The organism is Klebsiella sp. w6 (assembly GCF_033100215.1).
In the GTDB taxonomy this organism is placed as follows: Bacteria; Pseudomonadota; Gammaproteobacteria; order Enterobacterales; family Enterobacteriaceae; genus Klebsiella; species Klebsiella variicola.
The window spans coordinates 3,690,623-3,706,099 of the sequence record NZ_CP136907.1 but is presented as its reverse complement, the minus strand read 5'-3'; the positions used below and the strand labels follow the sequence as shown (position 1 = coordinate 3,706,099).

Genomic DNA, 15,477 nt, shown 5'->3' with positions numbered 1-15,477 from the left:
TTCTCGGCGTGGGTATGACAAAATAGCGGTTTTGTGTTGGCTTGTGGAGTCGCCCGTGCAGGATCGCAATTTCGATGACATTGCTGAAAAGTTTTCGCGCAATATTTACGGCACCACAAAAGGTCAGCTGCGCCAGGCGATCCTCTGGCAGGATCTGGAACCGCTGCTGGCGCAGCTGGGGCCGGGACCGCTGAGGGTGCTGGATGCCGGCGGCGGCGAAGGGCAAACAGCCATTAAAGTGGCGCAACTGGGCCATCACGTGACGCTGTGCGATCTCTCCGCTGAAATGGTGGCGCGCGCCCGCCAGGCGGCCGTCGATAAAGGTGTGATCGACAACATGCATTTTGTACAATGCGCGGCTCAGGATATTGCGCAGCATTTGGAAAGCCCGGTTGATCTGGTACTGTTTCATGCGGTGCTGGAGTGGGTGGCGGAGCCCCAGGAGGTGCTGCGTACGCTGTGGTCGACACTGCGTCCTGGCGGTGGGCTGTCGTTGATGTTCTACAATGCTAACGGCCTGCTGATGCACAATATGGTGGCCGGTAATTTCGATTACGTACAATTGGGCATGCCAAAAAAGAAAAAACGCACGCTGTCGCCGGATTATCCGCGTGAGCCGCAGCAGGTTTATCACTGGCTGGAAGAGATTGGCTGGCAGATTGTCAGCAAAACCGGCGTGCGGGTGTTTCATGATTATCTGCGTGAAAAACGCCAACAGCATGACAGCTATGCGGCGCTGCTGGAGCTGGAAACGCGCTACTGTCGTCAGGAGCCGTATCTCAGCCTGGGCCGTTATATTCATGTCACCGCGCTTAAGAGCCAGGCTCATAGCCGCAGATGCAAGGATAAAGTATGAGTGAATTTTCCCAGACAGTCCCCGAACTGGTTGCCTGGGCCAGGAAAAATGATTTTTCTATCTCGCTGCCGGTCGACAGACTCTCTTTTCTGCTGGCGGTCGCCACGCTGAACGGCGAACGGCTGGAAGGGGAAATGAGCGAGGGAGAACTGGTGGATGCGTTCCGCCACGTCAGTGATGCGTTTGAGCAGACCAGCGAAACCATCAGCCAGCGCGCCAATAATGCGATCAACGATTTGGTGCGCCAGCGTCTGCTGAACCGCTTTACCAGCGAAATTACCGAAGGCAATGCGATCTATCGCCTGACGCCGTTGGGGATCGGGATCACCGATTACTATATCCGTCAGCGTGAATTCTCGACGCTGCGTCTCTCGATGCAGCTGTCGATCGTCGCCGGCGAGCTGAAGCGTGCGGCGGATGCGGCAGAAGAGGGCGGGGATGAGTTCCACTGGCATCGCAATGTTTTCGCTCCGCTGAAATATTCCGTGGCGGAAATTTTCGACAGCATCGACCTGACGCAGCGCATTATGGATGAGCAGCAGCAGCTGGTGAAAGACGATATCGCACAGTTGTTAAATAAAGACTGGCGCGCGGCGATTTCCAGCTGTGAACTGTTGCTGTCGGAAACTTCCGGCACCCTGCGCGAACTGCAGGATACGCTGGATGCGGCGGGGGATAAACTGCAGGCGAATCTGCTGCGCATTCAGGATTCGACCATGGCGCGCGACGATTTGCATTTTGTCGACCGGTTGGTATTCGACCTGCAAAGCAAACTCGACCGCATCGTCAGCTGGGGTCAGCAGGCGATTGACCTGTGGATCGGCTACGACCGCCATGTGCACAAGTTTATCCGTACCGCTATCGATATGGATAAGAACCGCGTCTTCGCCCAGCGTCTGCGCCAGTCGGTACAGACCTATTTTGATGAACCGTGGGCGCTGACTTACGCCAACGCCGACCGTCTGCTGGATATGCGCGATGAAGAGATGGCGCTGCGCGATGAAGAGGTCACCGGCGAACTGCCGGCGGATCTCGAATTTGAAGAGTTTAACGAAATTCGCGAGCAGCTGGCGGCGCTGATCGAAGCGCAGCTGGCGGTCTATAAAGAGAAGGGAATACCGCTGGACCTCGGCCTGGTGGCGCGGGAGTTCCTGGCGCAGTATCCGCGCGGACGTCACTTCGACGTGGCGCGGATCGTCGTGGATCAGGCGGTACAGCTGGGCGTCGCCCAGGCAGATTTCACCGGACTGCCGGCAAAATGGCAGCCGATTAATGATTACGGAGCCAAGGTACAGGCGCATGTCATTGACAAATATTGAACAAGTGATGCCGGTTAAGCTGGCGCAGGCGTTGGCCAATCCGTTATTTCCGGCGCTGGACAGCGCCCTGCGCGCGGGCCGTCATATCGGTCTCGACGAGCTGGATAATCACGCATTTTTGATGGATTTCCAGGATTACCTGGAAGAATTTTACGCTCGCTATAACGTCGAGTTGATCCGCGCACCGGAAGGGTTCTTCTATCTGCGCCCGCGCTCCACCACGCTGATTTCGCGCTCGGTGCTGTCGGAGCTGGATATGATGGTGGGCAAAATTCTTTGCTATCTCTATCTCAGCCCGGAGCGCCTGGCAAACGAAGGGATTTTCACCCAGCAGGAGCTCTATGACGAACTGCTGACCCTGGCGGATGAATCCAGGCTGCTGAAGCTGGTGAACAATCGTTCCACCGGTTCGGATCTGGACCGCCAGAAGCTGCAGGAAAAAATGCGCGCGTCGCTAAACCGCCTGCGCCGTCTGGGGATGGTGTGGTTTATGGGCCATGACAGCAGCAAGTTTCGCATTACCGAATCGGTATTCCGCTTTGGCGCCGATGTGCGCGCCGGCGACGACCCGCGCGAGGCGCAGCGCCGCCTGATCCGCGACGGGGAAGCAATGGCTCTGGAAAATCACCTGCAGCTCAATGATGAGAATGAAGAAAACCAGCCGGATAGCGGGGAGGAAGAGTAATGATTGAACGCGGTAAGTTTCGCTCGCTAACGCTGGTTAACTGGAACGGTTTCTTTGCCCGGACCTTTGATCTTGATGAACTGGTGACCACCCTCTCCGGGGGGAACGGCGCGGGTAAGTCCACGACCATGGCGGCTTTCGTCACGGCGCTGATCCCGGATTTAACCCTGCTGCACTTCCGTAACACCACTGAAGCGGGGGCCACCAGCGGCTCACGCGATAAAGGCCTGCATGGTAAGCTGCGCGCCGGGGTGTGTTACTCGGTACTCGATGTGATCAACTCCCGCCACCAGCGCGTGGTGGTCGGCGTGCGCCTACAACAGGTCGCCGGACGCGATCGTAAAGTCGATATTAAGCCGTTCGCCATTCAGGGACTGCCGACCTCTATCCTGCCGACCCAGCTGTTGACCGAAACGCTGAACGATCGTCAGGCGCGCGTGGTCAGTCTCAATGAGCTGAAAGACAAACTCGAGGCGATGGAAGGCGTCCAGTTTAAACAGTTCAACTCGATCACCGAATATCACTCGCTAATGTTCGATCTGGGCGTGGTGGCGCGTCGTCTGCGTTCCGCCTCCGATCGTAGCAAATACTACCGCCTGATTGAGGCCTCGCTGTACGGCGGGATCTCCAGCACCATTACCCGCTCGCTGCGCGACTACCTGCTGCCGGAAAACAGCGGCGTGCGTAAAGCGTTCCAGGATATGGAAGCGGCGCTGCGGGAAAACCGCATGACGCTGGAAGCCATTCGCGTAACCCAGTCTGACCGCGATCTGTTTAAACACCTGATCAGCGAAGCCACCAACTACGTGGCGGCGGACTATATGCGTCACGCCAACGAGCGGCGCATTCACCTGGATAAGGCGCTGGAGTATCGTCGCGATCTCTTTACCTCGCGTTCGCAGTTGGCGGCCGAGCAGTATAAGCACGTCGAGATGGCGCGCGAGCTGCAGGAGCACAACGGCGCGGAGGGCGATCTGGAAGCCGATTACCAGGCCGCCAGCGATCACCTGAACCTGGTGCAGACCGCCCTGCGTCAGCAGGAAAAAATTGAGCGCTACGAAGCGGATCTCGATGAGCTGCAGATCCGTCTGGAAGAGCAGAATGAAGTGGTGGCGGAAGCCACCGACCAGCAGGAAGAGAACGAAGCCCGCGCCGAAGCCGCCGAACTGGAAGTGGATGAGCTGAAAAACCAGCTCGCCGACTATCAGCAGGCGCTCGACGTCCAGCAGACCCGCGCCATTCAGTATAACCAGGCGCTGCAGGCGCTGGAGCGCGCGAAGGCGCTGTGCCATCTGCCGGATCTGACGCCAGAGAGCGCCGACGAGTGGCTGGAAACCTTCCAGGCGAAAGAGCAGGAAGCGACGGAGAAAATGCTGTCGCTGGAACAGAAAATGAGCGTGGCGCAAACCGCGCACAGCCAGTTCGAACAGGCGTACCAGCTGGTGGCGGCGATTAACGGCCCGCTGGCGCGTAATGAAGCCTGGGACGTGGCGCGCGAATTGCTGCGCGACGGCGTTAACCAACGCCATCAGGCCGAGCAGGCGCAGGGGCTGCGCAGCCGTCTCAACGAGCTGGAACAGCGTCTGCGCGAGCAGCAGGACGCCGAGCGTCAGCTGGCTGAGTTCTGCAAACGCCAGGGCAAACGCTACGATATCGACGATCTGGAAACGCTGCATCAGGAGCTGGAAGCGCGCATCGCGTCGCTGGCCGACAGCGTCTCTAACGCTCAGGAACAGCGCATGACCCTGCGTCAGGAGCTGGAGCAACTGCAGTCGCGCACCCAGACGCTGATGCGCCGGGCGCCGATCTGGCTGGCGGCGCAGAACAGTCTCAACCAGCTGTGCGAGCAGAGCGGCGAACAGTTTGAGTCCGGCCAGGAGGTCACCGAATACCTGCAGCAGCTGCTGGAGCGTGAGCGTGAGGCTATCGTTGAACGTGACGAGGTCGGCGCCCGCAAGCGTGCCATCGACGAAGAGATCGAGCGACTCAGTCAGCCGGGCGGCTCTGAAGACCCGCGTCTGAACGCGCTGGCGGAGCGCTTTGGCGGCGTCCTGTTGTCGGAAATTTATGACGACGTTAGCCTCGAAGATGCGCCGTACTTCTCCGCGCTGTATGGCCCATCGCGCCATGCGATCGTGGTGCCGGATCTGTCGCAGGTGGCGGAGCAGCTCGAAGGGCTGGAAGATTGTCCGGAAGACCTGTATCTGATCGAAGGCGATCCGCAGTCCTTCGACGACAGCGTGTTCAGCGTTGACGAGCTGGAAAAAGCGGTGGTGGTGAAGATTGCCGACCGCCAGTGGCGTTATTCACGTTTCCCAACGCTGCCGCTGTTTGGTCGCGCGGCGCGCGAAAATCGCATCGAAACACTGCATGCTGAGCGTGAGAGTCTCTCCGAGCGTTTCGCGACCCTGTCGTTCGACGTGCAGAAAACCCAGCGTCTTCACCAGGCTTTCAGCCGCTTCATTGGCAGCCATCTGGCGGTGGCTTTCGAGGACGATCCGGAAGAAGAGATCCGCAAGCTTAACAGCCGCCGCGGCGAGCTGGAGCGTGCGCTGAACGCCCATGAGAGCGATAACCAACAGAACCGCGTGCAGTATGAGCAGGCGAAAGAGGGCGTGTCGGCGCTCAACCGCCTGCTGCCGCGCCTGAACCTGCTGGCGGATGATACGCTGGCTGACCGCGTGGACGAGATCCAGGAACGTCTGGACGAAGCGCAGGAGGCAGTGCGCTTTATTCAGCAGCATGGCAATCAGCTGGCGAAGCTGGAGCCGATCGTCTCGGTATTGCAGAGCGATCCGGAGCAGTTTGAGCAGCTGAAAGAAGATTACGCCTATGCGCAGCAAACCCAGCGCGATGCGCGTCAGCAGGCCTTTGCGCTGGCGGAAGTCGTGCAGCGCCGGGCCCACTTCAGCTACTCCGATTCGGCGGAGATGCTCAGTGGCAACAGCGATCTCAACGAGAAGCTGCGCCAGCGTCTGCAACAAGCGGAATCTGAGCGTAGCCGCGCGCGCGAAGCGATGCGTAGCCACGTTGCGCAGTTGAACCAGTACAACCAGGTGCTGGCGTCGCTGAAGAGCTCGTATGACACCAAAAAAGAGCTGCTCAACGATCTGTATAAAGAGCTGCAGGATATCGGCGTGCGTGCCGATGCCGGGGCGGAAGAGCGCGCGCGTCAGCGTCGTGACGAGCTGCACACGCAGCTGAGCAACAACCGCTCCCGTCGCAATCAGCTGGAAAAAGCGTTGACCTTCTGCGAAGCGGAAATGGACAACCTGACCCGTAAACTGCGCAAGCTGGAACGCGATTACTGCGAAATGCGTGAGCAGGTTGTCAGCGCCAAGGCGGGCTGGTGCGCGGTGATGCGTCTGGTGAAAGACAATGGCGTCGAACGTCGTCTGCATCGCCGCGAACTGGCCTATCTCTCTGCCGACGAACTGCGTTCGATGTCGGATAAGGCGCTCGGTGCGCTGCGTCTGGCGGTCGCCGATAACGAACATCTGCGCGACGTGCTGCGTATTTCGGAAGATCCGAAACGTCCGGAGCGCAAAATCCAGTTCTTCGTCGCCGTCTATCAGCATCTGCGCGAGCGTATCCGTCAGGATATTATTCGTACCGATGACCCGGTGGAAGCGATCGAGCAGATGGAGATCGAGCTCAGTCGTCTGACCGAAGAGCTGACCAACCGCGAACAGAAGCTGGCGATCAGTTCCCGCAGCGTGGCGAACATTATTCGCAAAACCATTCAGCGTGAGCAGAACCGTATCCGGATGCTCAACCAGGGGCTGCAGAGCGTGTCGTTCGGCCAGGTCAACAGCGTGCGTCTGAACGTCAACGTGCGCGAGACCCACTCGACGCTGCTGGATGTCCTGTCTGAACAGCATGAGCAACATCAGGATCTGTTTAACAGCAATCGCCTGACCTTCTCGGAAGCGCTGGCCAAGCTGTATCAGCGCCTCAACCCGCAGATCGACATGGGGCAGCGCACGCCGCAAACCATCGGCGAAGAGCTACTCGACTACCGCAACTATCTGGAGATGGAAGTGGAAGTTAACCGCGGCTCCGACGGCTGGCTGCGCGCGGAGTCCGGCGCGCTGTCGACCGGGGAAGCGATCGGTACCGGGATGTCGATTCTGGTAATGGTGGTGCAGAGCTGGGAAGATGAGTCTCGTCGCCTGCGCGGCAAGGATATCTCGCCTTGCCGTCTGCTGTTCCTCGATGAAGCGGCGCGTCTCGACGCCCGCTCCATCGCCACGTTGTTCGAGCTGTGCGAACGTCTGGAGATGCAGCTGATTATCGCGGCGCCGGAAAATATCAGCCCGGAAAAAGGCACGACCTATAAACTGGTGCGTAAAGTGTTTAATAATCACGAACACGTACACGTTGTCGGCCTGCGCGGTTTTGCCGCACCGGTACCGGAAGCACTGCCGGGAACGGCCGACGCCTCCTGAGGCTGCGGCTAAATTCTGGCGGCTAAGCGCTGAAAAGGGCAACGTTAAGTTGCCCTTTTTGCTATCCAGCCTGGTATGTCTGGGTGGTATAATCTTTAAGCTTCTTTACATTAGGTAAGGCAAAAGCCTTTTCGTCTTTATATACTGTGATAAAGCCCACTAATTTGTGGGCGGCAATGTGTGACAACAGGGGGCAAGGGATGTTGCTAAAGAAACGGTATGGTCGTCCATTGTCAGCGCTCAGCCTGAGCCTGGCACTGGCATTTGCTCCGCTGTTCAATGTCCAGGCCGCAGAGCCTGAAGTCGTACCCGGTGATAGCTCCGCTACGCCTGGAGAGCTTTCCGTCGCGCTGACGCAAAGCGATGGGCAATCGCCGGCGGTCGCGAAGCTGGCCGGTGAGCAGCCGCTGTCGATGGAGGCGGCCGCAAACAGTCGCGCCCAGATCGAGGCGCTGTTGCCGGCAGGGTACAAACCTGTCTTTATCAATCCGCTGGTGTCGCTGTACGCCGCCAGGGATATGAAACCGATGTGGGAGAACCGCGAGGCGGTGCAGGCGTTCCAGCAGCAGCTGGCGGAGATCGCCATCGCCGGTTTTCAGCCGCAGTTTACCACCTGGGTCAGCCTGCTGACCGATCCCGCCGTCAGCGGCATGGCGCGCGATGTGGTGTTGTCGGATGCCATGATGGGCTATTTGCACTTTATCAGCGGCATCCCCACCCAGGGGACCCGCTGGCTATATAGCTCGACGCCGTACAAGATGGCGACCCCGCCGCTATCGGTGATTAACCAGTGGCAGCTGGCGCTGGACAATGGCTCCCTGCCAGCGTTTATCGCTGGCCTGGCGCCGCATCATCCGCAGTATGAGGCCATGCACCAGTCGTTGTTGGCGCTGGTGGCTGATTCTCGCCCGTGGCCGCAGATGACCGGTAGCGGCTCGCTGCGCCCCGGCGAATGGAGCAATGATATCGGTGCCCTGCGCGAGATCCTCCAGCGTACCGGGATGCTGGACAATACCGCCAATATCGTTCTGCCCGGCGATGTGGTGAGCCCGTCGGCGAAGAAAAAGAGCAAACCCGCGGCGCGCGGCGTGTACGATCGCCAGCTGGTGGAGGGGGTTAAGCGCTTTCAGGCCATGCAGGGGCTGGGTGCGGATGGCGTCATTGGCCAGTCCACCCGCGACTGGCTCAACGTCTCTTCCGCGCAGCGTGCGGGGGTGCTGGCCTTGAATATTCAGCGTTTACGCCTGCTACCGGGCAAACTGTCGACCGGCATTATGGTGAATATTCCCGCTTTCTCGCTGGTCTATTACCAGGATGGCAGCCAGGTGCTGGCCTCGCGGGTGATCGTCGGGCGTCCGGACCGCAAAACGCCAATGATGAGCAGCGCGCTGAACAACGTGGTGGTCAATCCACCGTGGAACGTGCCGCCGACGCTGGCGCGCAAAGATATCCTGCCGAAGGTGCGTAACAATCCAGGCTATCTGGAGCAGCATGGCTACACCGTGATGCGCGGCTGGAACAGTAAAGAGACTATCGATCCTTATCGGGTCGACTGGTCGACCATCACCGAGAATAATTTACCGTTCCGTTTTCAGCAGGCGCCTGGAGCGCGTAACTCACTGGGCCGCTACAAGTTTAATATGCCGAGTTCAGATGCTATTTATCTGCACGATACGCCGAACCATAATCTGTTCCAGAAAGATGTTCGCGCGCTCAGCTCCGGCTGCGTACGCGTCAATAAGGCCTCGGAGCTGGCCAATATGTTGCTGCAGGACGCGGGCTGGAACGACACGCGTATTTCCGATGCCCTGAAGCAAGGGGACACGCGCTATGTCAATATTCGGCAAAATATACCGGTGAATTTATATTACTTAACGGCTTTTGTGGACGCTGATGGACGTACACAATATCGAACAGATATTTACAATTACGATCTCACCGCGCGATCCAGTGCACAAATTCTGACGAAAGCTGAACAATTAATCAGGTAAATGAAGTAGTTCAATGAATTTTGTTGTCCTAGCACTGGGTAAAAAAGGGCGCTGCTCCTCTGCAGCGCCCGATTTTCCTGGGGTGAGGCTGCCTTGACGTTGGCAATAATGCCCGGTAAGGTGCCTTTCGTGCGCCAGAAGTGCATATACATATCATTCCGCTCAATGCGTAGCGCGGTCAGCGCGAACGCTCTCCTTTGCCGGACAGCATCACGGCTGTGGCGAGCGATGGCGAGCTGGCGGTTAGCCTCGCGCGATGCGGAAAAAGTATATAACGATTCATTGACTGTAGACCTGATTATCATGGACAAATTTGACGCTAATCGCCGCAGATTGCTGGCGTTGGGTGGTGTTGCGCTGGGTGCTGCCGCCATTCTCCCTGCGCCGGCATTTGCCACCCTCTCGACCCCCCGTCCGCGTATTTTGACGCTGAATAACCTGCATACCGGTGAATCGCTCAAGGCGGAGTTTTTCGATGGCAGAGGCTATATTCAGGATGAATTAGCAAGACTTAATCATTTTTTCCGTGATTACCGCGCGAATAAAATTAAGTCCATCGATCCAAATCTGTTCGATCATCTTTATCGGTTGCAGGGATTGCTTGGCACCAACAAACCTGTCCAGCTTATTTCTGGTTATCGTTCCCTCGATACCAATGATGAGCTTCGCGCACGAAGCCGTGGTGTGGCAAAACACAGCTATCACACCAAGGGGCAGGCAATGGATTTCCATATTGAAGGTATTTCGTTAAGCAATATTCGCAAAGCGGCGTTATCTATGCGCGCAGGTGGTGTAGGATATTACCCACGTAGTAACTTTGTGCATATTGATACCGGTCCCGTAAGGCACTGGTAACGAAAGGAGCGTCATGAACTATCGTATTATTCCGGTTACCGCGTTCGCGCAGAACTGTTCTCTCATCTGGTGCGAACAAACCCGCCTGGCGGCGCTGGTCGATCCTGGCGGCGATGCTGAACGTATCAAAGCGGTGGTGGCGGAGGCGGGCGTCACGCTGATGCAGATCCTGCTGACGCATGGCCATCTCGATCACGTCGGCGCCGCTGCGGAACTGGCGCAGCATTATGGCGTACCGGTTATTGGTCCGGAAAAAGAAGATGAGTTCTGGCTGGAAGGATTGCCGGCGCAAAGCCGGATGTTCGGCCTGGAGGATTGCCAGCCGCTGCGTCCGGATCGCTGGCTCAATGAAGGCGATGTGGTCAATGTAGGGAATGTGGCGCTGCAGGTACTGCACTGTCCGGGCCATACGCCGGGTCACGTGGTCTTCTTTGATGACGCTTCCCGATTGCTCATTTCCGGAGACGTGATTTTTAAAGGCGGGGTGGGGCGCAGCGATTTTCCACGCGGCGACCATGGACAGTTGATTGCGGCCATTAAGGATAAGCTGTTGCCGCTGGGCGATGACGTGACCTTTATTCCCGGCCATGGTCCGCTGTCGACGCTGGGTGAGGAACGTCGTAACAACCCGTTCCTGCAGGATGAGATGCCGGTCTGGTAACAGACATGACGCGAACACATAAAAAAGGCCGCATTCGCGGCCTTTTTCTTTTATCTCGCTTAGAGCACGCTGTCGCTTACAGTACTGCGACGATGGCTTCGCACAGCGGCGCCATATTGTCAGGCGTCATCCCGGCCACGTTGATACGTCCGGAAGCAACCGCATAGATGGCGAACTCTTCACGCAGGCGCAGCACCTGCTCTTTAGTCAGGCCGCTGAATGAGAACATGCCGTTCTGCTGGCTGATAAAGCTGAAGTCGCGGCTCGCGCCTTTCTCCTGCAGGGTGTTGACGAACAGCAGGCGCATACGCTGGATGCGCTGGCGCATATCGGTCAGCTCCTGCTCCCAGATCGCACGCAGCGCATCGTTGCTCAGAATGGTGGCGACCACGGAGGCGCCATGCGCAGGCGGGTTGGAGTAGTTGGCGCGGATCACCGATTTCATCTGACTGAATGCGCGGTCCACGGCCTCCTGATCGGCGGCGACCAGCGTGCAGGCGCCGACGCGCTCATTGTACAGGCCAAAGTTTTTCGAGTAGGAGCTGGCGACCAGCAGCTCTTTGTGCAGCGCAGCAAAGGCGCGCAGACCTTCAGCATCTTCTTCCAGACCGCGGGCGAAGCCCTGGTAGGCGAAATCAAACAGCGGGAGCCAGCCTTTTTCCACTGACAGCTGAGCCAGCTGCTGCCACTGGTCGAGCGTCGGATCGATACCGGTCGGGTTGTGGCAGCAGCCGTGGAACAGCACCACGTCGCCGGGCTGGGCTTCGTTCAGGCTGGCCAGCAGACCATCAAAGTCCAGCGCATGGTTAGCGGCGTCGTAGTAGGTATATTCGCGCACTTCCAGCCCGGCAGAGGTAAACACGCTCTTGTGGTTCGGCCAGCTTGGGTTGCTCACCCACACGCGTTTCACGTCGGTGTTTTTGGCGAGGAAGTCAGCTGCGACACGCAGAGCGCCAGTACCGCCAGGGGTCTGCGCAGTGCGGGCGCGTTTATCAGCGATAATCGCATTGCCTTTACCGAACAGCAGCTCCTGAGTGCAGCGACCAAATTCAGGAATACCATCGATGCCCAGATAGTTTTTAGTCGTTTCATTTTCCAGCAGGTACTGCTCTGCTTTCTTGACGCTGGTCAGAACGGGTGTTTTACCGGTTTCATCCTTGTAAACACCAATTCCGAGGTTAATTTTTTCAGGGCGGTCATCGGCACGAAACAGATCGGCCAGACCTAAAATCGGGTCGGCTGGGGCGGCGGTAATGTTCTCAAACATGACGAGGTTCCATTGTGATTACTGAAGGGAAATCCGCTATCAGGTTAACGGGAGAATAACGAATTGCCAACCGTTTGCGACAAAAAGCGAGAAGGTTTTCGAAAGATACGATCTTTGCCTCACGAATACAGAAAAGCAGGACCGAAGTCCTGCTTTGAAGGCATATCACGAAGGGGTGTACTGCAGATTAGAACTGGTAAACGATACCCACGGCCGCCTGGTCGTCGGTGGCTACGCCAGCCGCTTTGGTGTAATCGTTGTCGTCCAGCTGGTTGAATTTATACGCAGCGTAGACGTTCATGTTCTTGTTGAAGTAGTACCAGGTACCCACTTCGATGTATTTAACCAGATCCGCATCGCCGCCGGAGAAGCCAGCACGTGACTGCAGGTCTTTACCTTTGGTCTGCACGTAACCGATGGACGGACGCAGGCCGAAGTCGAACTGATACTGTACGACAGCTTCAAAGTTCTGGGTTTTGCCCGCGAAGTGGTTATCTTCTTCCGGAGTCATGTTGTAGGTCTGAGAGTACATGACCGCTGCATAGACGTTGTTGGCGTCATATTTTGCAGAGGTTGCCCAGGCTTCGGCTTTGTCGCCATTGCCGTCAGCTTTCTGATCGACGCTACGGTTGGAGCCGGAGTAGCCTGCAGACAGTGCGATACCGTTGTCGAACGCGTAAGTGGCTGCGGTGCTGAAGCCGTCGCCATTCTGCTTGCGAACCGCACGGTCGTGGTCGTTTTTACCCTGGTACTGCAGCGCGAAGCTCAGGCCGTCAACCAGACCAAAGAAGTCAGAGTTACGGTAGGTTGCCACGCCGTTGGTACGGCCGGTCATGTAGTTGTCGGTGTAGTTCCAGCCGTCGCCGCCCCATTCAACCAGCATATCGGTTGCTGCTTCGACGTCGTAGATCGCGCCGTAGTTACGGCCGTAGTCGAATGAACCGTATTCGCCCGCTTTCAGACCCGCGAACGCCAGACGGGTTTTCGTCGGCTGGGAACCTTCAACATTGGACGCATCCATGTTGTATTCCCACTGGCCGTAACCGGTCAGCTGATCGTTGATCTGAGTTTCGCCTTTCAGGCCGATACGGGCATAGGTGGTATCGTCGCTGCTGGTGTCGCCATTGGTGGTCCAGACGTGCTCGCCGACCATTTTCCCATAGAAGTCCAGTTTGTTGCCGTTTTTGTTATAGATTTCTGCAGCGTTGGCTGCACCGGCTACCAGCAGGGCAGGGATCACCACTGCCAGAATATTGCGCTTCATCATTATTTATTACCCTCATTAATATTTTTTATATGAACACGTGCCACTGCCGTCAATAAGTTCTGTCAATAAAAACTTACAGAACCATTGATGAGAGTTTGGTGTCTGAAGGCATCTTTCCATCCGCGACAACGTTTCGCTAGCCGGAAAATGCTACGAATATCTCATGTGAGTAACAAAACGAAAAATCATGTAACTAAATGTGTATTTTTGGGAACTTTGTGAACTTAATCAAAATTCCGTTCCACCTGATGAGGTAAAACGTCATCGCTTATCTATCTATATGAATTATTTATGATTAATTTGGATAAGCGGCAATTCGTTCATTTTATGTGTTGAATTCGTCTTCTTTTTATTCAGCCTCTGTCTTGGCAAGACGTGCGGCGTGTGGTTAAAAAATGAGCAAATTTATCAGGGGTTTTGCTCTGATATGAACATAAAGTGCGATCTTCATCACCGGTGTGCACCGAAACAGTGCGTAACATAAATGTGATTTCCAGGCCTTGATGTTTAAGTTTGTTGAATTTTGCTAACAGTAATTGACATAAAAAAAGGCCAGCTTGCGCTGGCCTTTCAGGTTTATGTCAGAAAAATTTAGAATGTCGCGTTGCGCGGGGTACGCGGGAACGGAATGACATCGCGGACGTTCTGCACGCCGGTGACGTAAGCGATCAGACGTTCGAAGCCCAGACCGAAGCCGGAGTGCGGTACGGTGCCGTAGCGGCGCAGGTCGCGATACCACCAGTAGTCTTCTTTGTTGAGCCCCATCTCTGCCATACGCGCGTCCAGCACGTCGAGACGCTCCTCACGCTGGGAACCACCGATGATCTCGCCGATGCCCGGCGCCAGCACGTCCATTGCCGCGACGGTTTTACCGTCTTCGTTAAGGCGCATGTAGAAGGCCTTAATGTCTTTCGGATAGTTTTTCACCACGACCGGCGCTTTGAAGTGTTCTTCAGCCAGATAACGCTCGTGCTCGGAGGAGAGATCCACGCCCCAGTAAACCGGGTTCTCAAACTGCTTGCCGCAGTTTTCCAGGATAGTGACGGCATCGGTGTAATCCACCTGAGCAAAATCAGCGGAGACGAAACGCTGCAGACGGTCGATAGCGTCTTTGTCTACGCGCTCGGCGAAGAACTGCATGTCATCCGCACGCTCTTCCAGTACCGCCTTAAAGACGTACTTGAGCATCGCTTCCGCCAGACCAGCAACATCGTTCAGGCTCGCGAAGGCGACTTCCGGCTCCAGCATCCAGAACTCCGCCAGGTGGCGGCTGGTGTTGGAGTTTTCGGCGCGGAAGGTTGGGCCGAAGGTGTAGATTTTCGACAGTGCGCAGGCATAGGTCTCGCCGTTCAGCTGGCCGGATACGGTCAGGAACGACTCTTTACCAAAGAAGTCTTTATCGAAGTCGACTTTGCCCTGATCGTTACGCGGCAGGTTTTCCAGATCCAGCGTCGACACGCGGAACATTTCGCCGGCGCCTTCGGTATCGGAAGCGGTGATCAGCGGGGTGGAAACCCAGAAGAAGCCCTGTTCGTCGAAGAATCGGTGCAGCGCCTGCGCCAGGGTATGACGCACGCGAGCTACCGCGCCAATCAGGTTGGTGCGCGGACGCAGGTGCGCTACTTCACGCAGATACTCGATGCTGTGGCGCTTGGCCGCCATCGGGTAGGTGTCCGGGTCTTCCACCCAGCCGGTGACTTCCACGCTGGTCGCCTGGATCTCAAAGCTTTGACCCTGGCCCTGGGAAGCCACGACTTTACCGGTGACAATCACCGAGCAACCGGTGGTCAGACGCAGCACTTCCTGATTGTAATTGGGCAGAGAATTATTAATAACGGCCTGTACAGGATCAAAGCAGGAACCGTCATAGACGGCGAGGAATGAAAAGCCAGCTTTAGAATCTCGGCGGGTACGCACCCATCCGCGGACCGTGACTTCGCTGTCAACGGCAACGCGGCCCTGGAGTACGTCGGCTACAGGCACAACGCTCATAATAATCTCTCTATGTAGTCCAATAAAAAAGTCTCTTCCCCCTACAGCGGGGGGATATCTATGTTACCTGTCATCTTCCATCAGACAAGTAGATTTCGCACAGGGAAGGGTGGATTTCGGAAATAAATACACCTCC

General features: G+C 56.8%; 10 protein-coding genes. 7 read left to right on the top strand and 3 right to left on the bottom strand.

Annotation, left to right across the window (positions count from 1 at the left end; translation table 11 throughout):
* Positions 1-55: 55 nt before the first annotated feature.
* From cmoM to R0140_RS18315, 7 genes are all read left to right on the top strand, one after another.
* Positions 56-856: a tRNA uridine 5-oxyacetic acid(34) methyltransferase CmoM gene (gene cmoM / locus R0140_RS18345; RefSeq protein ID WP_016160569.1), complete on the top strand. Its 801-nt coding sequence runs from the start codon at positions 56-58 to the stop codon at positions 854-856.
* Entirely contained in the window at positions 853-2,175 is a 1,323-nt protein-coding gene (gene mukF / locus R0140_RS18340) for a chromosome partition protein MukF (protein ID WP_008805866.1), read from the top strand. The genes cmoM and mukF overlap by 4 nt, the downstream gene beginning before the upstream one ends.
* Positions 2,156-2,860 carry a chromosome partition protein MukE gene (gene mukE / locus R0140_RS18335; protein ID WP_004150840.1) on the top strand — a complete coding sequence of 235 codons (705 nt, stop codon included), beginning with the start codon at positions 2,156-2,158 and terminating at the stop codon, positions 2,858-2,860. The genes mukF and mukE overlap by 20 nt, the downstream gene beginning before the upstream one ends.
* A complete protein-coding gene (gene mukB, locus R0140_RS18330) occupies positions 2,860-7,308 on the top strand; it encodes a chromosome partition protein MukB (protein WP_012968616.1) in 4,449 nt (1,482 codons plus the stop codon). The genes mukE and mukB overlap by 1 nt, the downstream gene beginning before the upstream one ends.
* Before the next feature lie 200 nt (positions 7,309-7,508).
* Positions 7,509-9,299, top strand: coding sequence for a L,D-transpeptidase (ldtD, locus tag R0140_RS18325; protein WP_012542312.1), 1,791 nt, complete (start codon positions 7,509-7,511; stop codon positions 9,297-9,299).
* Positions 9,300-9,602: 303 nt separating this feature from the next.
* Positions 9,603-10,154, top strand: coding sequence for a YcbK family protein (locus tag R0140_RS18320; RefSeq protein WP_032739959.1), 552 nt, complete (start codon positions 9,603-9,605; stop codon positions 10,152-10,154).
* A gap of 13 nt (positions 10,155-10,167) precedes the next feature.
* A complete protein-coding gene (locus R0140_RS18315; RefSeq protein ID WP_008805870.1) occupies positions 10,168-10,815 on the top strand; it encodes an MBL fold metallo-hydrolase in 648 nt (215 codons plus the stop codon).
* 76 nt (positions 10,816-10,891) lie between these two features.
* Here the strand turns inward: R0140_RS18315 and R0140_RS18310 are convergent, their stop codons facing one another.
* From R0140_RS18310 to asnS, 3 genes are all read right to left on the bottom strand, one after another.
* Positions 10,892-12,082 (bottom strand): amino acid aminotransferase, encoded by a 1,191-nt coding sequence (locus R0140_RS18310; RefSeq protein WP_032739441.1) that lies wholly within the window; start codon positions 12,080-12,082, stop codon positions 10,892-10,894.
* A gap of 187 nt (positions 12,083-12,269) precedes the next feature.
* The gene (ompK35, locus tag R0140_RS18305; protein ID WP_008805872.1) at positions 12,270-13,349 is read right to left on the bottom strand and encodes a porin OmpK35; all 1,080 of its coding nucleotides are present in this window, start codon (positions 13,347-13,349) and stop codon (positions 12,270-12,272) included.
* A gap of 591 nt (positions 13,350-13,940) precedes the next feature.
* Positions 13,941-15,341 (bottom strand): asparagine--tRNA ligase, encoded by a 1,401-nt coding sequence (gene asnS, locus R0140_RS18300; protein WP_012542310.1) that lies wholly within the window; start codon positions 15,339-15,341, stop codon positions 13,941-13,943.
* Positions 15,342-15,477 lie beyond the last annotated feature (136 nt).